This is a genomic window from Lysinibacillus sp. NPDC097279 (assembly GCF_044761745.1).
Taxonomy (GTDB): domain Bacteria; phylum Bacillota; class Bacilli; order Bacillales_A; family Planococcaceae; genus Lysinibacillus.
Genome location: NZ_JBIWDA010000001.1, coordinates 388,280 through 411,157 on the forward strand (window position 1 = coordinate 388,280; position 22,878 = coordinate 411,157).

Annotated in this window: 22 protein-coding genes; 18 read left to right on the forward strand and 4 right to left on the reverse strand. The window is 38.1% G+C overall.

The genetic code is table 11. The features are described from left to right. Window positions 1-2 precede the first annotated feature (2 nt). The 12 genes from ACIQ1H_RS01800 to ACIQ1H_RS01855 all read left to right on the forward strand — a co-directional run bounded on the left by ACIQ1H_RS01800 (window position 3) and on the right by ACIQ1H_RS01855 (window position 10,721). Window positions 3-722: a sugar isomerase domain-containing protein gene (locus ACIQ1H_RS01800; protein WP_483869767.1), complete on the forward strand. Its 720-nt coding sequence runs from the start codon at window positions 3-5 to the stop codon at window positions 720-722. A 17-nt stretch (window positions 723-739) separates the two neighbouring features. Then, a complete protein-coding gene (locus ACIQ1H_RS01805) occupies window positions 740-1,009 on the forward strand; it encodes an HPr family phosphocarrier protein (RefSeq protein WP_402886089.1) in 270 nt (89 codons plus the stop codon). Continuing rightward, window positions 1,003-2,715: a phosphoenolpyruvate--protein phosphotransferase gene (ptsP, locus tag ACIQ1H_RS01810; protein WP_402886091.1), complete on the forward strand. Its 1,713-nt coding sequence runs from the start codon at window positions 1,003-1,005 to the stop codon at window positions 2,713-2,715. The genes ACIQ1H_RS01805 and ptsP overlap by 7 nt, the downstream gene beginning before the upstream one ends. 39 nt (window positions 2,716-2,754) lie before the next feature. Further along, window positions 2,755-3,930 (forward strand): GNAT family N-acetyltransferase, encoded by a 1,176-nt coding sequence (locus ACIQ1H_RS01815; RefSeq protein ID WP_402886093.1) that lies wholly within the window; start codon window positions 2,755-2,757, stop codon window positions 3,928-3,930. Between the two features lie 262 nt (window positions 3,931-4,192). Continuing rightward, entirely contained in the window at window positions 4,193-4,504 is a 312-nt protein-coding gene (locus ACIQ1H_RS01820) for a PTS sugar transporter subunit IIB (protein WP_340823478.1), read from the forward strand. A gap of 12 nt (window positions 4,505-4,516) precedes the next feature. After that, window positions 4,517-4,837 (forward strand): PTS sugar transporter subunit IIA, encoded by a 321-nt coding sequence (locus ACIQ1H_RS01825; RefSeq protein ID WP_402886095.1) that lies wholly within the window; start codon window positions 4,517-4,519, stop codon window positions 4,835-4,837. A gap of 46 nt (window positions 4,838-4,883) precedes the next feature. Then, window positions 4,884-6,206 (forward strand): PTS sugar transporter subunit IIC, encoded by a 1,323-nt coding sequence (locus ACIQ1H_RS01830; RefSeq protein WP_172772166.1) that lies wholly within the window; start codon window positions 4,884-4,886, stop codon window positions 6,204-6,206. A 26-nt stretch (window positions 6,207-6,232) separates the two neighbouring features. Further along, the gene (locus ACIQ1H_RS01835) at window positions 6,233-7,315 is read left to right on the forward strand and encodes a DUF871 domain-containing protein (protein WP_402886097.1); all 1,083 of its coding nucleotides are present in this window, start codon (window positions 6,233-6,235) and stop codon (window positions 7,313-7,315) included. 72 nt (window positions 7,316-7,387) lie between these two features. Further along, window positions 7,388-8,374 (forward strand): N-acetylglucosamine kinase, encoded by a 987-nt coding sequence (locus ACIQ1H_RS01840; protein ID WP_402886099.1) that lies wholly within the window; start codon window positions 7,388-7,390, stop codon window positions 8,372-8,374. Window positions 8,375-8,541: 167 nt separating this feature from the next. Next, on the forward strand, window positions 8,542-9,303 hold the full coding sequence (locus ACIQ1H_RS01845; RefSeq protein WP_172772163.1) for a tRNA threonylcarbamoyladenosine dehydratase: 762 nt from the start codon (window positions 8,542-8,544) through the stop codon (window positions 9,301-9,303). A 291-nt stretch (window positions 9,304-9,594) separates the two neighbouring features. Next, on the forward strand, window positions 9,595-9,981 hold the full coding sequence (locus tag ACIQ1H_RS01850; RefSeq protein ID WP_337980727.1) for a hypothetical protein: 387 nt from the start codon (window positions 9,595-9,597) through the stop codon (window positions 9,979-9,981). Between the two features lie 221 nt (window positions 9,982-10,202). Next, window positions 10,203-10,721: a hypothetical protein gene (locus tag ACIQ1H_RS01855; RefSeq protein WP_402886102.1), complete on the forward strand. Its 519-nt coding sequence runs from the start codon at window positions 10,203-10,205 to the stop codon at window positions 10,719-10,721. A 226-nt stretch (window positions 10,722-10,947) separates the two neighbouring features. Here the strand turns inward: ACIQ1H_RS01855 and ACIQ1H_RS01860 are convergent, their stop codons facing one another. Beyond that, window positions 10,948-12,231 carry a replication-associated recombination protein A gene (locus tag ACIQ1H_RS01860; RefSeq protein ID WP_402886104.1) on the reverse strand — a complete coding sequence of 428 codons (1,284 nt, stop codon included), beginning with the start codon at window positions 12,229-12,231 and terminating at the stop codon, window positions 10,948-10,950. A 135-nt stretch (window positions 12,232-12,366) separates the two neighbouring features. On the opposite strand from ACIQ1H_RS01860, the gene cymR reads away from it, so the two are divergent. The 4 genes from cymR to ACIQ1H_RS01880 all read left to right on the forward strand — a co-directional run bounded on the left by cymR (window position 12,367) and on the right by ACIQ1H_RS01880 (window position 16,099). Continuing rightward, the gene (gene cymR, locus ACIQ1H_RS01865; protein ID WP_340823491.1) at window positions 12,367-12,786 is read left to right on the forward strand and encodes a cysteine metabolism transcriptional regulator CymR; all 420 of its coding nucleotides are present in this window, start codon (window positions 12,367-12,369) and stop codon (window positions 12,784-12,786) included. Window positions 12,787-12,921: 135 nt separating this feature from the next. Beyond that, window positions 12,922-14,067: a cysteine desulfurase family protein gene (locus tag ACIQ1H_RS01870; RefSeq protein ID WP_402886106.1), complete on the forward strand. Its 1,146-nt coding sequence runs from the start codon at window positions 12,922-12,924 to the stop codon at window positions 14,065-14,067. Between the two features lie 106 nt (window positions 14,068-14,173). Beyond that, window positions 14,174-15,298 carry a tRNA 2-thiouridine(34) synthase MnmA gene (gene mnmA, locus ACIQ1H_RS01875; protein ID WP_337980730.1) on the forward strand — a complete coding sequence of 375 codons (1,125 nt, stop codon included), beginning with the start codon at window positions 14,174-14,176 and terminating at the stop codon, window positions 15,296-15,298. A gap of 141 nt (window positions 15,299-15,439) precedes the next feature. Then, window positions 15,440-16,099 carry a tetratricopeptide repeat protein gene (locus ACIQ1H_RS01880; protein ID WP_402886108.1) on the forward strand — a complete coding sequence of 220 codons (660 nt, stop codon included), beginning with the start codon at window positions 15,440-15,442 and terminating at the stop codon, window positions 16,097-16,099. Between the two features lie 202 nt (window positions 16,100-16,301). On the opposite strand, the gene ACIQ1H_RS01885 is transcribed toward ACIQ1H_RS01880, so the two are convergent. The 3 genes from ACIQ1H_RS01885 to hisA form a co-directional block, all read right to left on the reverse strand. Continuing rightward, the gene (locus ACIQ1H_RS01885) at window positions 16,302-17,036 is read right to left on the reverse strand and encodes a GTP pyrophosphokinase (protein WP_402886110.1); all 735 of its coding nucleotides are present in this window, start codon (window positions 17,034-17,036) and stop codon (window positions 16,302-16,304) included. A gap of 228 nt (window positions 17,037-17,264) precedes the next feature. Next, window positions 17,265-17,552, reverse strand: a complete 288-nt coding sequence (locus tag ACIQ1H_RS01890) for a hypothetical protein (protein WP_402886111.1) — start codon at window positions 17,550-17,552, stop codon at window positions 17,265-17,267. After that, the gene (hisA, locus tag ACIQ1H_RS01895) at window positions 17,549-18,316 is read right to left on the reverse strand and encodes a phosphoribosylformimino-5-aminoimidazole carboxamide ribotide isomerase (protein WP_402886113.1); all 768 of its coding nucleotides are present in this window, start codon (window positions 18,314-18,316) and stop codon (window positions 17,549-17,551) included. The genes ACIQ1H_RS01890 and hisA overlap by 4 nt, the downstream gene beginning before the upstream one ends. 191 nt (window positions 18,317-18,507) lie before the next feature. On the opposite strand from hisA, the gene recD2 reads away from it, so the two are divergent. Together recD2 and ACIQ1H_RS01905 are read left to right on the forward strand one after the other, a co-directional pair. Further along, entirely contained in the window at window positions 18,508-20,949 is a 2,442-nt protein-coding gene (gene recD2 / locus ACIQ1H_RS01900; protein ID WP_402886115.1) for an SF1B family DNA helicase RecD2, read from the forward strand. A gap of 31 nt (window positions 20,950-20,980) precedes the next feature. Then, window positions 20,981-22,675: a polysaccharide deacetylase family protein gene (locus tag ACIQ1H_RS01905; protein WP_172772151.1), complete on the forward strand. Its 1,695-nt coding sequence runs from the start codon at window positions 20,981-20,983 to the stop codon at window positions 22,673-22,675. Window positions 22,676-22,878: the final 203 nt, after the last annotated feature.

A 22,878-nucleotide genomic window follows, 5' to 3' on the forward strand; every position in this document is an offset into this window, starting at 1 on the left:
TGATGCGTGCTTATTTTCATGAACTACAAAGGCTTTTAGAAGTTGTGCTAGCGCAAGAAAATACGCTGTTAGCAGAAGCTGCACAAATGATTGTTTCTCGTCTTCAAAGTGGTGGAATTGTCCAACTGTTTGGGTGTGGACACTCACATCTATTAGCACAAGATGCTTTTTATCGTGCGGGAGGGCTTGTACCTGTACGTCCAATTACAATCGAGCCATTGACTTTACATGCAGGGGCTTTAACATCATCCAAAAATGAAAAGGACCCATCGATTATCGTGCGACATAAAGATGAATTTCAATTTCAGGAAAATGATGTTTGCATCATCATTTCGACGTCTGGTCGAAATAACGCCCCGATAGAAGCGGCAATGCTTGCAAAGCAGTCAGGCGTCCTCGTTATGTCTATGCAATCACTTGAATATTGTGAACAACCAACACGTCATATTAGTGGAAAACGTTTAGAGGATGTTGTCGATGTTGTCATCAACACACATATTCCTATAGGGGATGGGCTCTTGCACCATCAACAGATGCAGTATGCACCTGCATCAACAGTAATTGGTTCTGCAGTTCTTCAAGCGTTATTCAGTCAAGTCATTGAGTTATTGGCTGAATGTCAGGAAGTACTGCCTGTTTTTGAAAGCAATAATGTTGAATCGAATAAGCATCATAATGAAATAATGATTGCGAACTATCAATCGCGCATTAATTTTGAGTGAAATTTGGAGGGGTATCGATGAAAAAAACATTTAAGATTACAACACCAGAAGGTTTACATGCTCGACCAACAGCGCTATTAGTCAGTGCGGTAACACCATTTGAGAGTGAAGTTCAGTTAACCTACAATGATAAGTCTGTCAATTTAAAGTCCATTATGGGGGTCATGGCGCAAGGAATTGTAACGGGGAGTACTATTGCAATTTCTGCACAAGGATCAGATGCACAACAGCTAATGCAAACAGTTACAGATGTGATTGTTACAAAAGGAATTGGTGAAGAATGCTAGAGATTCAGGGTATTGCCGTATCGGAAGGCATTGCCTTTGCAACTGCCTTTTGTTTAGTGGAACCAGATTTATCATTTGAGAAGTACACGATTACAGATATACAGCCAGAACTAGAGCGCTTTAAATCAGCACTTGCCCATACGAAAATGGAATTACAAGAAATTTTAACACTTGCTCACAATAAATTTGGCGAAGACAAGGCGGCAATATTTGCTGCGCATTTATTATTGCTAGAGGACCCTGAAATGTTAGCAGCCATTGAAGAGAAAATTAAAACAGGCAGTAATGCGGAGTATGCCTTACACGAAGTTTCCAATATGTTCATCGGACTGTTTGAAGGAATGGACAATGTTTATATGCAAGAGCGAGCAGCGGATATTCGCGATGTAACAAAGCGCTTATTAGCCCATTTATTAGATGTTGAATTAGTTGACATGAGTCGTTTATCAGCAGATGTCATTATCGTAGCAGAAGATTTAACCCCATCGATGACGGCACAGCTAGATACAAACTATGTCAAAGGATTTATAACAGATATTGGTGGGAAAACCTCGCATTCTGCCATTCTTGCACGCTCACTAGATATTCCAGCAATCGTTGGCACTAAAACGGCTACACAAGTAATTCAACACGGCACACCAATTATTATGGATGGCACGAATGGCACTATCATTATTAATGCTACACAAGAAATGTCTGCATTTTACGAGCAACAGCAACAAACGCTTACTCAGCAACGACACGAGCTCCTTCAATATCGCGCAATGTCGAGCGTAAGTGCGGACGGCCATAATGTAGAGCTTGCGGGCAATATTGGCAAGCCCGAAGATGTAGAAAAGGTCATGCAGGCGGCGGGGGATGGAATCGGTTTATTTCGAACAGAGTTTTTATATATGGAACGGCAAGAGCTCCCAAGTGAAGAGGAACAGTTTCAAGCGTATCGTACCGTTCTTGAAAAAATGCAGGAAAAGCCAACGATTGTACGCACATTGGATATTGGCGGGGATAAGCATCTTCCATATTTAAAGCTACCGACAGAGATGAATCCTTTTTTAGGCTATAGAGCGATTCGTATTTGCCTAGACCAACAAGCAATGTTCCGTACACAATTGCGTGCATTGCTAAGAGCAAGTGCTTTTGGCAACTTGAAAATAATGTTTCCAATGATCGCAACGTTAGATGAATGGAGAATGGCTAAGCGAATGTTGTTTGAGGAAAAAGCCCAATTGCAAGCAGACGGAGTGGCAATTGCGGAAACAATAGAAGTCGGTATAATGGTAGAGATTCCAGCAGCGGCGATGATTGCAGACTTATTTGCAAAAGAAGTAGATTTTTTCTCGATTGGTACAAACGATTTAATTCAATATACTTTGGCAACGGATCGGATGAATGAAAATGTCTCTTATTTATATCAGCCATATCACCCAGCAGTATTAAGACTTATAAAAAATGTGATTGATGCAGCACATAAACAGGGGAAATGGGTTGGTATGTGCGGTGAAATGGCAGCAGATGAAATAGCAATACCGATTTTACTTGCTTTAGGCTTAGATGAATTTTCCATGAACCCTTCTTCTATTCTTAAAACGAGAGCACATATTGCAAAGCTTTCAAAGAAGCAGTTAGTGCAACATATTGAGCAACTGTTAATGCTATCGACAGCTTCTGAGGTTGAAGTATATGTAAAAGAACATCTAGGTATTTAAGTTCTTATTTTTGAATATTGTGAAAATAAGGAGGGCGTCATGGATATTAAAAACGTTCCAGCGAAAGATTACCAACAAATTCATCGTTTAAGGGATTATTGCTTTCCAAATAAATATAGCGGTGCTAGGCGCGATGATTTTCATTATTGGATTGAGCATAGTACAACATTAGGAGCTTATGATGGCGGTAATGTTGTTGGGCAATTGTTAATCCTTCCGCTCAATATGACGATACATGGTGAAAACTATGAAATGGGTGGTATTGGATTTGTAGCTACATATCCTGAGTACCGTCAGCAAGGTATTATAAAAAAGCTAATGACGGCTTCACTAAAGGAAATGCAACAACGTGGGCAAACTATTTCCGTCCTTGCACCTTTTTCCGTTTCTTTTTACCGTTATTTTGGCTGGGAATTATTTTTTGACAAACTACATTATGCAATACCTCATTCACACTTTCCTCATTTCGGGAAACAGTTAGATGATGTAAAGCGTATGAGCTTTGAATGGCCGAATAGTAATCTGTTCGAGGCAATTCAGCAATTTCATAATGTCCAAGCAAGCATTACAAATGGAGCGATGCTACGTGATGCAGCTTGGTGGAAGCGCATTGAAAGAAGGTCACCTGAAAGTCATTTTGCTGCGTGTTTTCAGGAACAAAAAATAACGGGCTATATCCGCTATACCATTCAAGATGGCATCTTTACAACCCATGACTATATTGTGAAGGATTATTTAGCAGAACAAGCACTATGGCGCTTTATTACATCACATGCGGCAAGTATCCACACAATTGAAGGAATTACGGCAAATGATAGTCATTTCGGTTTTAATTTCGATAATCCACAATTCCCCAAAAAGATTATACAAGATGTCATGGTAAGAATCGTGGATGCTTTTGCTTTTATGCAACGCTACCGTTGGAGGGATATAAAGCAAACTTTGTACGTTCGTCTAGAGGATCACTTTTGTCCGTGGAATGAACAAATTTTCATGATAAATAAAGATGGAGATGTCTCGATAATTGAGGAAAATTCCATGTTTAATAAGCATATGCTAACATTACCAATCAACTTATTTTCTGCGATGATGGTCGGCTATCTTAGTGTGAAGGATGCAGTGACTATTGCGAATAAAGTACTAGATGATGAAGAAATACGTCATTGGCAACAGGCAATTCCAACGGAGCGACCTAAATTTTACGAATATTTTTAACTTACTGCAAAAATAAGTAGAAAATGAAAATTTTTTTGAAGTTTTTTCTGGACTATACCAGTTAAGGGAAGCCATTTATTCGCAAGTATCGAAGCAATAGCCCAATTATGTATTAGCTTTTAAAAGGTATAAAATTACTAAAAAAGTATATTGTGGTATATACCAATTGGTGCTATTCTCAATATAAGAAAGCGATTTCATTAGAGTCGTCAATTCGTTAAAAGGGACTAAATTAAAAAAAGACAATGAGGGAGTGCTGACGATGAAAAATATTATGTTAGTTTGTGTTGCAGGAATGAGCACGAGTTTACTAGTTTCAAAGATGCAGAAGGCTGCACAGGAACAAAATATTGAGGCGGATATTTTTGCTATAGCTGAAAGTGAGGTAGATAAAGTTTTAGCAAATAAGAAGGCAGATGTACTGTTACTTGGACCGCAAGTTCGTTACTTAAAATCAACATTCGAAGTAAAATTCAAAGATTTAAATTTGCCAATTGATGTAATCAATATGGCTGATTACGGCATGATGAACGGTGGAAATGTCTTACAACAGGCATTGAAGCTAATTGGGTGAGGAGGCAAGCCAATGGAAGAAACAGCAATGATGCAGTCCATAATGGGGTTGATTGTTCATAGTGGTAATACGAAAAGTGAATGCATGGAAGCACTTCAGTTAGCGAAAAAGGGGCAGATTGGTGAAGCAAAGGAAAAAATAAAGCAGGCAAATGAAGCGCTAGTTGAGGCTCATCATTCACAAACAGCATTGTTAACGCAGGAAGCAAGGGGAGAAAAAGTAGAGGTATCAATGCTATTAATTCATGCACAGGATCATCTAATGAATGCCATCACGTTTCGTGATTTAGCGCAAGAAATGATTGAACTGTATGAACAAATCAAAGGGGAGTAACATCAATTATTTGATGTCACAATAAAAAGCAAAGGGAGTGTGTAAAATGTTCCGATTTTTAGAAGAAAAATTTGTGCCGGTAGCTGCTAGGATTGGGAGTCAGCGTCATTTAGTTGCCATTCGTGACGGTTTTATTACAATCATGCCATTGACAATTGTCGGCTCGTTAGCTGTATTAATTAATAACTTACCAATTGACTTTTATCAAAATGCACTGGACTCCATTTGGAAGCATGAAACATGGACGCAATGGGGCGGCAATATTTGGAGTGCAACATTCAATATTCTGTCACTGTTACTCGCGGTTTCCATTGCCTATAACTTAGCCAAAAGTTATAACAAGGATGGTCTTTCCGCTGCCGTCATTAGTCTTTCCAGTTATTTGACATTTGGTACATTTGGTGAAGGTGGTTTAACAGGTTTAACAACTGGAACGGGTGGGATATTTATCGCCATTATCGTGTCCTTGTTATCTACTGAAGTATTTTGTAGATTATCAGGTAATAGTAAGCTACTGATAAAAATGCCTGAAGGGGTACCACCAGCAGTTTCGAAATCATTTGCAGCATTGCTGCCAGCTATTATTACTATTGGTGTGTTTGCATTAGTTCGTACAATTATTTCTGCAGGCTTTGATATGCCAGATATTGTCGGCTCATTCTATTCAGCCATTCAAGAGCCGTTTATGGGCTTAACAAATACGTGGGTTGCTGCCATAATTTTAGCTTTTATTCCAGCATTCTTATGGACGCTAGGCGTTCATGGTGCAAATATTATCGATCCATTTATGCAAACGATTAATTCAGCCGCGATTGATGCAAACGTAGCAGCAATTTCTGCTGGCAAAGTGGCACCATATATCGTGAATAAGCCATTCTTTGATGCATTCGTTAATATGGGTGGGTCAGGTACGACAATTGCACTTATTATTGCGATATTCATTATTGCAAGGAAAAATAAGCAATACAATACCGTTGGAAAATTGTCCGCGGCACCAGGGCTATTTAATATTAATGAGCCGTTATTATTTGGTCTACCAATCGTCTTAAATCCAATTTTATTTATTCCGTTTATTTTAACGCCAATGGTTAACGTAACGATTGCATTCTTTGTAACAAAATGGGGTTGGGTTCCTGCAGCAACTGTTGTAGCGCCATGGACGACACCACCAGTAATAAACGGGTTTTTAGTGACACAATCTTGGACTGGAGCTGTTTTAAGTTTAGCGTTAATCGTTATTTCTGTTTGTATCTACCTTCCATTCATTGCAATGGCTAATCGTATAGCTAAACAACAGGAAAGAAAGGCTGAGCAAGCACAAGAACAACAGCCTGAAATAACTCCAGAGATTCCAAAAGTAGAAGTGTAATAGCATAGCATTGGAGGTATTGTCATTTGAGGAGATTAGGAATTTCACTCTATCCACAGCACAGCACGCTAGAAGAAATGCAACAATATGTTCAGCTAGCACACGATAATGGTTTTGACCGTATTTTCACATGTTTGCTATCTTTAAATAATGAAGAAGAAAAGCTTAAATTGCAGCAAATCAATTACTTTGCAAAACAGCTAGGCTTTGAGATTTCTGCTGATATTGCACCAGCTGTTTTTGAAAATTTAGGCTTAACGTATAAAGATATTGCTTATTTTAAAGAGCACTACCATCTGGCTGCATTGCGCTTAGATATGGGATTTTCAGGTCAAGAGGAAGCGTTAATGTCTTTCGATGATAGTCAGTTGAAAATTGAGCTAAATATTAGTAATGGAACGAAATATGTGGATAATATATTATCCTACCAAGCGAACCGTAACCATATTATAGGCTGTCATAATTTTTATCCAAGAAGATTTACGGGTCTATCACGACAGCATTTTCTTGCAACATCTAAAAACTTTAAAGCCAACCATATACGGACAGCTGCGATGATTTCCTCGCAGCATGCGCTGTACGGTCCTTGGGAAAAAACCGAGCATGGCCTACCAACACTAGAAGAGCATCGCGATTTACCGATTACAGTGCAAGCGAAAGATTTATGGCATACAGGCTTAATCGATGATTGTATTATTGGCAATATGTATGCCTCAGAGGAAGAACTAAAAGCATTAGGGCAATTAAATCGCCATAAGTTGGAGCTGAAAGTTGTACCATCCTCTGAAACGACGGTTTTAGAAGAAGCCATTTTATTTAAAGAACCTCATTTTAATCGTGGCGATGTATCAGATTACGTTATTCGTAGTACACAATCGCGCGTAAAATATAAAAATGGGGATTTCCCAGCCCACGATACGCATGTTTTGCAGTTAGGTGATGTTACCATCGATAATAATTTAGATGTGCGCTATAAAGGGGAGCTACAAGTAGTATTAAAGGAAATGCCGAATGCTGGTTCTACAAATGTAGTGGCCAAGGTAGTGGAAGAAGAGCGTTTTTTACTAGCACAAATTCAACCATGGGCATCATTCGGTTTTACAAAATAATTGAACTAAGAGGAGGATTAAGCCGACGATTGTATGTGCTTAATCCTTTTTTTATAGAAAGGGGCAAATAGGATGTATGTGCTAGCGATAGATGGTGGAGGTACAAAAACATGTGCAGTTATTTGTGACGAACATGGCACTATTTATGGTAAGGTGATGACATCACGTAGTAACCCTACTGCAATGGAAGCATGTGATTTTGAAGCAACGATTCATGGATTATTACAGAAATTGCAGGAGCAAACGCCACAAAGCTTTACGGCAATACATAGTTGCTTTGCAGGAATGGCTGGGGTGAAGGAACGGCAAGCTGAAGATATAGTAGAACGTATTCTTCGTCAATATGTTGATAAAAAGACGCACATTGTTATCGAAAATGACGCATTAATCGCGCTATATGCTGGCACGATGGGACAAGAAGGGATTGTCCAAATTGCAGGTACGGGTGCGATAACGATGGGATTTAATTATCAACATTCGGTCAATCGTGTCGGTGGCTGGGGGTACTTATTTGATGATGAGGGAAGTGGCTATGATTTAGGAATTCAGACGCTAAAGGCTATTTTTCAGAGCTATGATCAGCGGGCACAGCCAACAGCGTTAACAGATGTCGTGCTACAACATTTCGCGGTTGATTGTGTGCCGCAATTAATCGCTCATATTTATGGGGAACAGCATCCTAGAACAGTGATCGCACCACTAGGCAAATATGTATTTCAAGTTGCGGATAAAGGGGATAGTATAGCTCAAGCCATTTTAAAAGAAGCATGTGTCAAATACTATAAAGCGATAAAAACATGTTATGGGAGCATGCTATGGGGGCGAGAAAATGTTTCTGTAGTATTAGCGGGTAGTGTGTTTTCAAATAATCCAACTATTGTTCCACACCTTGAACAATTAGCGTTAGCAGATCAGTTGCCAATGCAGTTTATATTACCTGTTTTAGAGCCTATTGGTGGGGCGGTTGTTGGAGCCTTTAAACAAGCGAACATCCAACTAGATATGTCATTTGTTGAATCGTTTCAAGCAAACTTTAAGCGATGGGATAATGATGAATAAGTAAATAAAAGCCATCTATGCGAAATTTTTTAGTACATCAATAGCACTTGTTCTTTTTGAGAATTTCCACTTGAACAATATCATGATAGAATGTAATATAGGTTTGATTTTATCTTAGTATATAACTAGGTTTACTAATAAAAATTAGATAGATGGAGAGTGTAAGGATGTTACATCAATTTTCTCGTAACGAGCTCGCGATAGGTACAGAGGGACTCGAAAAATTAAAAAATACAACAGTAGCCATTCTAGGTGTCGGTGGCGTCGGTTCATTTGCTGCAGAAGCATGTGCTCGTAGTGGTATCGGTCGCATTATTTTAGTTGATAAAGATAATGTAGATATTACGAATGTTAACCGTCAATTAGTAGCGTATCTTTCAACTGTAGGAAAATCCAAATCTGGCGTTATGAAAGAGCGTATTGCTGATATTAATCCTGAATGTGAAGTAATTGATATGCATATGTTTTACACGGAAGAAACATATGAGGAATTTTTTGCACAAGGCATCGACTATGTTATAGACGCGAGCGATACTGTAATTTATAAAATTCATATTATGAAAGAATGTTTAAAACGTAACATCCCCATTATTTCAAGTATGGGTGCTGCCAATAAAATGGACCCAACACGCTTCAAAATCGCGGATATTTCAAAAACGCACACAGATCCATTAGCGAAAGTTATTCGTACAAAATTACGAAAAGATGGTATTCATAAAGGGGTAACAGTAGTTTTCTCTGATGAAAGCCCGATTGTCGTACGTCCGGATGTCGTCGAGCATGTTGGAAAACCTGATGCCGCTATCCGCAAGGCGAAAATGCCGCCATCTTCTAACGCATTTGTCCCTTCTGTTGCAGGTTTAATAGCAGCAAGCTGGGTAGTCAATAAAATTGTAGAAGATGTGAAAATTACTCGCGTACAAGGCTGAGGAATTATTTTGTATTTAGCATATTGAAATTCAAAGCACTTAAATGTTAATTGAAAGAGGAATCTACAAAGTTTTCCTTGGGAAAGTTGTGAGTTTATACCTGCGCATAATAGCTGTAGGTAAGAGCTAGCTTACTTTTTTGAGAGACGACATGTAGATTCTTTTCTTTTATGACAAGAAAATCAGTAGGAGAAATGACTAAAAATGCTCCCTTATGTTACTTACGAGACAGACCTTCACTTTTTCTATGATACAATAGGGCTGTTATAAAAGAGGGGGCATTCATTAATAATGGAGCAAATTTATCAAATGGAATATAGAGGATTGAATCTATTCGATGAAATTAGCACAGTGGAATTAGCGATTGATGAGGAGAGAAAGACGATACATATTTTTGATGTAGGACAGGTTGTGACACCTGTTTTTAATTTTGATGTATCTGCTTATGAATTATCTGATGGTTTTTACAAAATGGCGGATATACTTCGGCATAAACGAATTTTAACTGAACAGCAACCAGCGACAGAGCTAACGTTAAGTCAATGGCTCATTACAAATAATGCATATTTTTATAGTCCGAAACAAAGAATTAAAAAATATGCAGACGGTCGCATCATCGAAATAATCGATCGAGAAAAGGAACAATTTTTGTTCGATTACTATATACAAAGAGTTTAATTTTACCAAAATAATTAATCTTACGTACACAAAATGCTAATAATTCACGGAATTGCCTTATTTTTTTCATGTGCTCACTTCTTCTTTTGGTTTATTGCTATAATTTGAATAATTCCAATATATATAGTTAATAGGTCAGCTTGTTTGGAATGTTCAAATCTACTTAGGGGAAGTGGAAATGGCGTTTGATAAAACAAATGAGAACATGGGAGAGTGGGAAAATGGAAATACAAGTAATTCGTGAACATTTAGATATTGTAAAACTTCAAGAAAAAATGAATAGTACTGTATTTGATTATTTAGATACGTCTAATAATTACACAAAAGCCATGAGAGCTTTAACGCATTTATATACACAAGCTACAACATTTTATAAGGAATATTTAGTTGCTAAAGCAGGTGAACTACCGAAAGCCAATACATATTGGCATCTGTTTATAGATTGTAGTGCAAAGCTATGTTATTTTTTAGCGGCATCTACTTATTATTCTTCAAATGAGCTACAAAAAACGCCCGAAAAAGTAGGACGATTATTAACAATCGCCGCCCGTTCTTTACCAAGTATTGAGCAGGAAGAGAATGAGGAGTTATTAGCTGCAATTATTGCCCTATATGGTGAGGTAATAAAAGATGATGATAAAGTAGCTGCTTTGAGAGAAGAAGTACTTGCCCAAAAAGGTGACGTCAAGCAATGTTTACAGCAATTTAAATGGTTTGTTGAGAAGGAATCAAATAATTAAATGAATTATTACCATTGTCGAGCAGTATATCGACAATGGTTTTCTTTTTGTAATGGGGGGATAGCAGCAATTGTTTGCGTGCCTGTCACTCCACGTCGTTTTCACAGGCATAAAGTAAGACGCAACCCTGCTGTCGCACGATAGGTTGCGCCTTACGGACTGCGCGTTCTCTCCGCAGTCTACTTAGATTTTTATTAATAGGTAAATTGTGTGTGTGCCTGGCACTTTATTTCTTATGGAAGGATTTAAGCTTGTCGTAAATACTTGCCATTCGTTTCTCTTCACCTGCAATAACAGGTTTATAAAATTCTGTACCAACAAGCTCGTCTGGTAAATATTGTTGATCTACCCAGCCACCAAAAGTACCAATTGGGCTGTTATGCGGATATTGATAACCAACATGCCCTAAATCTTTGGCACCTTCATAATGAGCATCGCGTAAATGGTGTGGAATATCTCCCGTTTTACCTTCATGGATGCTTGCAATCGCAGCATCAATCGCAGAAATGGCCGAATTTGATTTTGAAGCAAGGCACATTTCGATTACAGCACTTGCTAGTGGAATCCTTGCTTCAGGTAATCCTAGACGTTCTGCTGCTTGAACAGCTGCAAGCATATGAGCTCCTACTTGGGGGTTAGCAAGACCAATATCCTCATAGGCCATGACGAGTAAACGACGACTAACTGCAACTAAATCTCCCGTTTCAAGTAAATGTGCTAAATAATACAATGCCGCATTCGTATCACTTCCACGTACCGATTTTTGTAAAGCGGACAGCAAGTTATAAAAGTGTGAGCCATTTTTATCCCCGTATACACCAATTCTGCCAATAAGATGCTCTAAAATATGGTCAGAAGCTATTGTTTGTCCATTCACTTCATCACTTGCATAGTAAATCGATTCGAGCAATGTTAGTGCCTTACGTGCATCACCATTAGCTGCTGTAGCAATTTGTTCAATTTGAGAATCTGTCAATGCAAAATGATATTTTCCTAATCCACGTTTGTCGTCAGTAAGTGCCTTTTGAATAAGTGCTACTAAATTTGCAGTAGTTAATTTTTTTAACTGATGAATTTCTCCGCAACGTGAACGAATAGCGGGATTGACATCATGATATGGATTTTCTGTTGTGGCACCTATTAAAACAATAGAGCCATTTTCTACATGTGGTAATAATGTATCCTGTTGTAATTTATTGAAACGATGTATCTCATCTAGAAATAGTATAACTTTTCCAGAAATTCGCGCTTCTTGGACAATATCTTCTACGTCTTTTTTGCCCGCCCGTGTCGCATTAAGTGCGAAAAAGGGTAGTTTAGAGCTTCCAGCAATGGCATTTGCAATAGACGTTTTACCGATGCCAGGCTCACCGTACAATAACATGGAAGGAACATGTCCGTTTTGAATCATTTTGTATAGAGCAGTATCAGGACCGACAAAATCTTGTTGACCTATGATTTCGTCGAGCGTTAATGGGCGCATCCGATATGCAAGTGGTTCGTTATGCAAAAGAATATCCCCTTTCGTACGTTTGTTCTAAAAGATAGTATATCATAACCTTCCAAGAGTATTTCCGAGTTCTTCAAGAGGAGATTATGATATACTGTTGGTAGTATTTTGACTAGACTAATTGAGGGTGATAAAATGAAAATTTCTACAAAGGGCCGTTACGGTCTCACGATTATGATTGAATTGGCAAAGCATTATGGTGAAGGGCCAATTCCATTACGCAAAATTGCTGCTGAAAAGGAGCTTTCTGAAGCTTATTTAGAGCAACTTGTATCGCCATTGCGCAATTCAGGCTTGGTAAAAAGTGTGCGCGGAGCTTATGGTGGTTACATGCTTGCAAATCCACCAAGTGAGATCTCAGCAGCAAATGTAATTAGTGTATTAGAAGGACCGATTCAGCCTGTTGAAGGTATCGAAAATGAGGAAGCACCGCAACGTGAGCTATGGCTACGAATCCGTGATGCTGTAAAAAATGTATTAGATACAACGACAATTGAAGATTTAGCACAGTATACAGAGGAAAATGCAACAGACGGCTATATGTTCTATATTTAATATTTTTAGGCTAAAGCACCTCCAAAGGTTTAGAGACGCGGCATGCACACTACATAAATTTACCGTGTAACATGCAGTGCTAAAGCCATTTAGGTGAACTGTGCTTTAGTGTTTTTGTATAAAGGAGTTTTCAACATGAATTCATATATCTATCTTGATCATGCGGCGACATCCCCGATGAACGACAAGGTAATAGACGCCATGACTTTAGCGATGCGAGATGTATTTGGAAATGCATCAAGTATTCACGGAGTAGGACGAGAGGCGCGCAAACATTTAGATAATGCACGTGATGTACTTGCACAATCTATAGGTGCAAAGCCAGGGGAAATTATTTTAACTAGTGGTGGTACGGAAGCTGATAATCTGGCAATCATTGGAACGGTTACTGCCCGTGCTGCTGAAGGTAAGCACGTTATTACAACTCAAATCGAACATCATGCGGTGTTACATACTTGTGAGAAGCTGGAACGAGATGGCTTTGAAGTGACGTATTTACCAGTTGATGCGCATGGACGCATAACTGTCGAAGCGGTACGAGAGGCATTACGTGATGATACTATCCTAGTAACAATTATGTATGGTAATAACGAAGTTGGTTCAATTCAGCCAATTGCTGAAATAGGTGAGTTGTTGCGTGAGCATAAAGCGACGTTTCATACAGATGCTGTTCAGGCGTATGGCTTAGAGAAAATTGATGTAGCAGCTTTGCAAGTTGATTTATTAAGCGTATCTGCGCATAAGATTAATGGACCAAAAGGGATTGGCTTCCTTTATCAGAAAACTGGTACACCACTTACAAGCTATGCGTTAGGTGGTTCGCAGGAGAAAAAACGTCGTGCTGGTACCGAAAATATTCCTGCTGTTATTGGCTTTGCTACGGCCGCAGAAAATGCAAGTCAGTTGCGCGAAAGTAAGCGAACACTGTACAATCGCTTTAAACAAATTATGCTTGAAGTTTTTACACATGAAAAGCTAGTATTTCATGTCAATGGCGATACTCAAAATGTCCTGCCGCACGTCTTAAATGTCAGCTTTGCCAATATGGAGGTAGAGTCATTTTTAGTGAATCTAGATATGGCTGGTATTTGTGCATCGAGCGGTTCTGCATGCACAGCTGGTACGATTGATCCTTCACATGTGTTAGTTGCTATGTACGGCAAAGGGGCAGAGGAGTTACGCAACTCTATTCGCTTTAGCTTTGGCCAAGATCTAACAGAAGAGGTTGTCCGCCAAGCGGCAGAAAAAACAGCAGCAATTGTAAAGAAGCTAGCAAAATAATTTGTTAATTACTATCAATTTAAACCGAATGATAAAATGCGATGTAAGTTTGCATAGCATTAGAGTTCGGTTTATATGAATTGATTAAAAAGAAAAGGTGACCACAATGATCGAAACACGTGACCCATCGGAAATTCGTGTCGTCGTCGGCATGTCAGGTGGGGTTGACTCTTCAGTTGCTGCATATATGTTAAAGCAACAAGGGTATGAAGTGATTGGTATTTTTATGAAAAACTGGGATGATACAGACGAAAATGGCGTTTGTACAGCAACAGAAGATTATGAAGATGTAATTAAAGTATGTAATCAAATTGGCATTCCCTATTATGCAGTAAATTTTGAAAAGCAATATTGGGATAAAGTTTTCACATACTTTTTAGAAGAATATAAAGCGGGACGTACACCTAACCCCGATGTAATGTGCAATAAAGAAATAAAATTTAAAGCATTCCTAGAACATGCTATGAATCTTGGGGCAGACTACTTGGCAACAGGACATTATGCACGAATTGATCGTAATGGTGATGGCGAAGTACGGATGCTTCGTGGTGTTGATGATAATAAGGATCAAACATATTTCCTTAACCAATTATCGCAAGAGCAACTAGCACATGTAATGTTCCCAATAGGAGATATTGAGAAAAAAGAAGTGCGCAAAATTGCAGAAGAAGCAGGTCTTGCTACAGCAAAGAAAAAAGATTCTACTGGCATTTGCTTTATTGGGGAACGAAATTTTAAAGAGTTTTTAAGTCAATATTTACCTGCTCAACCAGGCAATATGGAAACAATGGACGGCGTAGTGATGGGACAACATGATGGTTTAATGTACTATACATTAGGTCAACGTCATGGTCTTGGTATAGGCGGAGACGGTGAGCCTTGGTTTGTACTTGGTAAAGATTTAGCACGTAATGTGCTACTTGTTGGCCAAGGGTTCGACCACGAAGCTTTATACTCAACTTCCCTTACAGCTGTAAAAATGGGCTATACTTCGACAAAAAAATTGCCCGGGAAATTTTCTTGCACTGCGAAATTCCGCTACCGACAAACAGACACGCCTGTTGAGGTAGAAATTTTAGAAGATGGTCGTGCACATATTGTGTTTGCTGAACCAGTACGCGCCATTACACCAGGACAGGCTGTTGTTTTATATGACGGCGAAGTGTGCTTAGGTGGCGGTACAATTGATGAAGTGTTTAAAAGTAATGAAAAACTAACATATGTTGGATAACTTGTGGAAAGACTGCAAATATACTGAGCTCTGTTAATGTTCTTAGGAAATAAGGAGATGCATTAAGTTAATGGAGTCACTTAGTGTAAATGAATAAGCGATAGGATTTGCAGTCTTTTCGCTACATAGAGGTGAAATAATTTGGATTTGAACGAGCAGGGCATACAAGCGTTCCAAGAAAAGCGTTATGAGGATGCTGCACAACTATTTACGAAAGCTATAGAAGCAGAACCTGACAATGCAATTGGCTATGTAAACTTTGGGAATTTATTAGCCGTACTAGAAGATACAGAGCGAGCTGAACGCTTTTTTCAAAAGGCAATCACTGTTGATGAAACGGCAGCTACAGCATATTATGGCTTAGCTAATTTATATTATAATGCGGAACGCTATCCTGAAGCGGTAAAACTTTATGAGCTAGCGGTACAGCATAAAATAGCAGGTGCAGATGTTTATTATATGATGGGCAAATGTTTTGAAAGAATGGAAAATCCAAAGCTTGCATTGCCGTATTTACAACGTGCGGCAGAGATTGCACCTGAAGATACGCAAATTCGCCTTGCATATGCGATCGTGCTATGTGCATTAGAAATGTTCGAAGAAGGTAAGAAGGAATTAGATTATTTAATCGAGCTGGATTGGAATAATGCAGATGCGCATTATAATTTAGGTGTTCTATATGCAGTATCTACAGAACAAACAGAAGATGCTATGTATCATTTGAAGCAGGCATTTACACTCCAACCAGAATATGACCAAGCGCGCTATATTTACGATATGATTGCTCAACGGTTTAACTAAAGTAGCTTGAACCAAAGAGAAAAAGTGTTAGATTGATTACCATCAATCTAACACTTTTTTGCTATAGCGTTGACTTCCGCGGGCACACTGTCAGCAACAATCCTCGCTAACGCAAGTGCGCTTCCGCATGAGTCATCGCCTTCGTTTTCATCACTGGTGGCATCTTGAAATTTTATTACAATTAATTTTGCTATTCGATCAATTATTTACTGTCTTTCCTGTCAAATGTGAGCTGTGATAAGTATTGTGCTAAATGCGCAACAGGTGTGGTATCTAAAAGTGAGGATTCTGCCTCATTTTCCTTTAAAATATTGATTTCTTTATTGAGCCGCTCCATTTTACGATCTAATTCTGCAGCTTGTAATGCCGCCTCTTTTAATTCCATGCGAATATGGGCAGGCACTTCTTTATTATACTTATAATAAATTTTATGTTCGAGACTTGCCCAAAAATCCATTGCAATCGTACGAATTTGAATTTCAGTATAAACTTTTTCCATACGATCGGACATAAAGATTGGAATTTTAATAATAAGATGTAGGCTTTGGTAGCCGTTTTCTTTTGGATACGCAATATAGTCTTTTACATCGACGACTTCAATATCATTTTGTGCTTGAAGCATCGCACTTACTTTGTATATATCTTCAACAAAAGAGCACGTAATGCGGAGGCCTGCGATATCACGAATATTATCGCGAATACTTTCGATAGCAGGCGGTAGCTCTTTTTTCTGCATCTTTAATAAAATGCTTTTTGGTGATTTCACGCGAGTCGAGACATGTTCAATTGGATTATAATCATGAATGAGCTTAAATTCTTCTTGTAAAATATTGATTTTCGTTTCAACTTCATTTAATGCAAATTTGTATGCAAGGAAAAAGCGTGTAAGCTCTGTTTGAAGTGTTTTATAAGTGATAGCTTCGAGTTCGTTTTTCATATTATAATAAATCCTTTCTTCCGAAAAAATCGATCTAGTAATGATAGAGCAACAATATTAGTATGCCTACTTTCAAGCTTAACAAAAAGAAAGGATAAATAAAAATTTGTGCTCTAGCAAAAAGCATGTCGGAATTCCTTTAACAAGAAATGTTTTCTGCTTTGAAAAAGAAAAAATACCTCGAAAGTTGTTTCTCTCGAAGTATTTTTTATCTACGTTTATATTATTTTAAACAAGTATTTTTGCATCTAAATTGTAACGTTTATTGAACTCATCAACGAAAAGCTGTAAGTCAATATAAGTGCCGATATATGGCTCGGTTTCTTGATCGCGAAGGAAGCCACAAGTTGCTTTTAATGATTTAGAAAACTCAAGTAACATTTGTTCGTTATCAAGTTGAATTTGTAATGATAAAGATTCATCCAACGTATTCACCTTGAAATATTTTCTATCAATAATGCGTTCTAAATTTGTCTTTTCAAATGGAAAAACAAAGTCTTTATAAATTAATTTCACAGTACCCCGCCTTTTTTACAATAATTTACAACCTTAGTATACGGTAAATCTCCACCGAAAATAGAAAGGGAGCTACCAATTGTGACATGAAGCTTATCATTAGAAATTGCTTTAAATTTTTCTAAGTCCTCTAAAGAACGAACTCCGCCAGCATAGGTTGTTGGAATAGATGTCCATGCAGCCAAATCTCGTACAAGGTTTTCTTGCATACCACCTTTTTTTCCTTCAACATCGACGGCGTGAATCAGTAATTCATCACAAAATCCTTCGATATAGGCAATGGTCTTTGCATTCACTTCGAAGTCACTAAACTTCGTCCATTTATCAGTTACAACAAACCATTTGTTATCGCGCATTCTACAGCTAAGGTCAATTACGAGATGCTTTTTCCCAATGGTATTAACTAGTTGCTCTAAACGATTAATGTCAAGTTTTCCATCATGAAAGATATAGGATGTCACGATAACATGAGAGGCACCTGCATCTATGTATTTTTTTGCGTTTTCTGAAGTAATACCGCCCCCGACTTGTAGGCCTCCTGGAAATGCTGCTAATGCTGCGATTGCGGCTTGTTCATTGCCATTGCCAAGCATGATGACATGACCACCAACTAATTGATCTTTTGCAAACATGTTAGCATAATAGCTAGAGTCAAAATCTGAAATGAAATTTTCGATAACTTCTTGATCTGTATGTCCTAATGTACTTCCGACAATTTGTTTTACTTTGCCATCGTGTAAATCGATGCAAGGTCTAAATTCCAATAGCTTCACAATCCTTCCAACAACAAGTTCATAGTATCTATCATAGCATGGTTAGAAATAAATTAGCTGTAATTCTTCATTTGTCAAAATAATGTTAAAAATTTTTACGTTTTTCTTGTGAAAACGATATTTCTTAACGTGCTGTGGTAAAATAATAAGATTGAAATAAACGAGAAGGGGACGAATCGAAAATGACAGAAAATCTAGATTTATTTGAGTTGAATAAGCTATTTATTCTCGGCCGTCCTATTGTGTCTATTTTTCATAATCCTCAAAATATGTATTCTATTGTACGTGTGAAAATTCAAGAAACAAATTTGCAATATGATGATAAGGAAATTATTGTTGTTGGTTATTTCCCGCAATTGCAAATGGACGAACAATATCGTTTTACAGGAATTATGAGACAACATCCAAAATATGGTGTACAATTTCAAGTTGAGACGTTTACAAAAGAAGTGCCCGCAACTGAGCAAGGAATTGTTCATTACTTATCAAGTGACTTATTCGTTGGGATAGGGAAGAAAACTGCTGAAACAATTGTTGAAAAGCTTGGTGCCAATACAATCCGTCGTATATTAGAAGATCCAAATGTGCTCGATGTTGTACCTCGATTATCGGCTGAAAAAAAAGAAGTCATTCATCGCACGATTGAGCAAAATCTAGGATTAGAGCGTGTTATGATTCAATTGAATGAATGGGGATTTGGTCCACAGCTCGGAATGAAAATTTATCAAACATACCGTACAGAAACGATTGATTTTTTGACTGAAAATCCTTATCGTCTCATTGAAGATGTGGACGGAGTTGGTTTTTTCCGTGCAGATGAGCTTGGTGCGAAATTAGGAATTACTGGTAATCACCCTGACCGTATTAAGGCTGCGATTTTACATACTCTAAATACAGCTGCTTTATCGGATGGCCATGTATATTTAGATGCTGAGCATGTCTTACCGCAAGTGAAAGATATGCTTGAGCAAAGCCAACGTCAAGAAATTCCGTATGAAGCAATTTCTAAAGCTTGTATTGATATGCGTGAGGAAAATAAAATATATGGAGAAGAAACAAGACTTTATTTGCCTTCCTTATATTTTTCGGAAATTGGCATTGCGTCAAAAATTATTGCGTTAACTGAACGAAATAGTCAGGCTAAGCATTTTAGTAAAGATGAAATTCGCAAGGCGATTGGGGATACGGAAGCGTTTTTAAATGTTACGTATGCAGAAACTCAAGCTTTTGCGATAGAACAGTCTCTTAATTCAGCTGTGATGATTTTGACGGGTGGCCCTGGTACAGGAAAAACGACTGTTGTTAGAGGCATTGTGGAAGTCTATGCAAAGCTTCACGGTCTTTCATTAAACCCTAAGGAGTATGCGCAAAAAGAAGAGCCGTTTCCTATTATTTTATGTGCACCAACAGGAAGAGCTGCTAAACGTTTAGCAGAGTCCACAGAGCTACCTGCTATGACAATCCACCGCTTGCTAGGTTTTACAGGTCAGGAGAAGGAAGAAGAAACCGAGCGAGAGGTTACAGGGAAACTTATTATCGTCGATGAAATGTCAATGGTTGATACATGGCTTGCCCATCAGTTATTAAAATCACTACATGAAGATGTTCAAGTTGTTTTTGTAGGTGACCAGGATCAGTTACCACCAGTAGGCCCTGGACAAGTACTCAAAGATTTACTTGCCTCACAACAAATTCCAACAGTTGAACTGACGGATGTTTATCGACAGGCGGAAGGTTCGACAATTATAGAGCTTGCCCATCAAATTAAGCGGGGGACAATACCAAATGATTTGACGATGAAAACGTCTGATCGTTCATTTATTAAAGCTTCACCAGATCAAGTAGCAAATGTCGTAACGCAAGTTGTAAAAAGTGCTGTAGCAAAAGGGCAAGAAATACGTAATATACAAGTTTTAGCACCGATGTATAAAGGGCCAGCAGGCATCGATAATTTAAATAAAATGATTCAAGACCTTGTCAATCCGAATGATACAGGCACAAGAAAAGAGCTTATCTTTGGTGATGTAACGTATCGAATTAAGGACAAGGTGCTACAGCTTGTCAACCAGCCAGAAAGCAATGTCTTTAACGGCGATATGGGGGAAGTCATTAGTATTATTAAAGCTAAAGAAACGATTGAAAAGCAGGATTTGCTTGTCGTGTCATTTGATGGTATTGAGGTAACGTACCAACGGAGCGATCTTAATCAATTAACCCTAGCGTATTGTTGTTCGATTCATAAATCGCAGGGCTCTGAATTTCAAACGGTGATTATGCCTGTTGTTCGTGGCTATTCTAAAATGCTACGTCGTAATTTGTTATATACTGGAATTACGCGGGCAAAAAATTTCTTAATTTTATGCGGTGAGCCTGATGTGCTAGCTAATGGCTTACAGCGTACAGATGATTTACAACGGTTCACGTCTTTGCGAGCACGACTTAATCCAATGGATGCATCTCCAGATGAGGTCAATGAAGTGAAGGAGATGTCAGAGGAGACAATTGGAGAAGAACGACAAGAGGAGCCTGTGACTGTTCTACAGCTAACAGTAGAGACATTACCATATATACATCCAATGATTGGAATGGATGGCATTTCTCCATATGATTTTATGGATAACTAAAAATCGAAATAAGTTTTATGAGGTGAAGAAAGTGAAACGCATCGTGTTATTGCTTCTATTCATGCTGTTATTACCATTTGCACAAAAGGTACATGCCAGTAATATTGTTATTCAAGTGAATGAGGAAGCAACTGTCTTTGATAATCGTTCAGGAGCACTTGAACAAGTAGGAACGTTATCAGGAGGACAAACTTTTGAAGTGACAAAAGATTATGGGGCAAATTGGTGGCAAATTCGTTGGGGTGGTAGTTACGGCTATGTCGATAAACGGTATACAACCGTTGTACCATCCACAACATATAAAAATACCGTTCCTTCAGTTGCGAAGATAAAAGATTATATTGTAGCAACGAAGGTAACCCCTATTTATGATAATACAGGCAATAAATTGGTTCAATTCGCAACATTATCAGAAGGTGTTCGTTTTCCCATTTATAGTAGAATGGGCAGTTGGTATGGAATTGCTGTGAACGGACGACTTGGTTATGTACATAGTAATTTCGTGAATGAAGAAAAAGGGCAAGAAACAACGAATCCTTCAACAAAGCCGATTGAAAAGCCAACGCCAACACCCACTCCGCCAAGTAAGCAAAATGGCTATATTGAAGCATTAGAAAATACAGTACTTTATGATCTTCGTAGAGAACAACCGATGTCTATTGCAACACTTAACAAAGGTCAGCAATTGGAAGTGGCAGGTGTTGGTGATGAAACTTATGTTCAAGTTCGTTGGGGCAAAACATTTGTTTATGCTGAAAAAACGAAAGTAAAGTTTGTGAACACGCCTACTTATAAAAATATTGGTAAAGACAATGCCGTAAAAAATCAATATTTCATTCCAATATCAGGGAATAGCGAAATTTATGATCGATCAGCAAACAAACTAGTGCCATTTGCAAAGCTCGATATGAATCGTCGTTATCCTATTTTACGAAAAGAAGCCAATTGGTATGTGACGACAATTGGTGGACGCGAAGGCTATATTCACAGTTCTAAGGTTGCTTTAGATCGCGGTGTTCCAGTTATGATGTACCACCATTTATTAAAGGAGCATGAGCTTGGACGCTTTAAAAATGTAAGTACTACAATGACAGATACACAATTCGCTAATGAAATGAAATATTTGAAAGATAAAAAATTTGAAACGGTTAGTGCAGACGATTTACTACGTTTTATGCGTAATGAAATTACATTACCCGCATATTCGATTGTTCTAACATTTGATGATGGTTTATTATCTACAAGAGAATATGCTTATCCGATATTAAAAAAATACGGTTTTCAAGCAACACAATTTTTAATTACGTATCGTAATGAATATTCTCCAGCAGAGCAACTATTTAATTACAATGATTTACAAGCACTTTCAAGAAAAGATATGGAGCTCATGCAAGATGTCTTTACATATGAGTCTCATACGTACAATTTACATGATATGATCGGGAATAAAGGGAAAATGTTGCTAATTCCTTATCATGAAGTTGTACAAGATTTAAAGCGCAGTTTAACGATTATTCCAGAAGCAAAAGCATTTGCTTATCCATTTGGTCAATATACTACCAATACAATTTACGCGGTAAAGGAAGCTGGATTTGCGATGGCTTTTTCAACGAAGCCTGGCTACAACAATCCATATGATGATGTTTACCAAATTAAACGTTTATATAGTGATCAACAAACGTCCTTCACGCAGTTCAAAAAAATGGTTTCACCGTATGCACAATAATATTTTCTAAAAAGATGCTGGGATTAAATTTTTAATTTTTGTAAGAGGGGAAAATGTTAAAGGAGATGCTGGTGACATTTAGAATAGTATACTAGTTAATGGTAGCGAAGGCAGTGACTCCAATGGCCACGCATGCAACGTAAAACAACAGAAACCGTGCGTTAGAGATGGTGGAGGTTTACGGGGTGCTTGCGGAATGCATT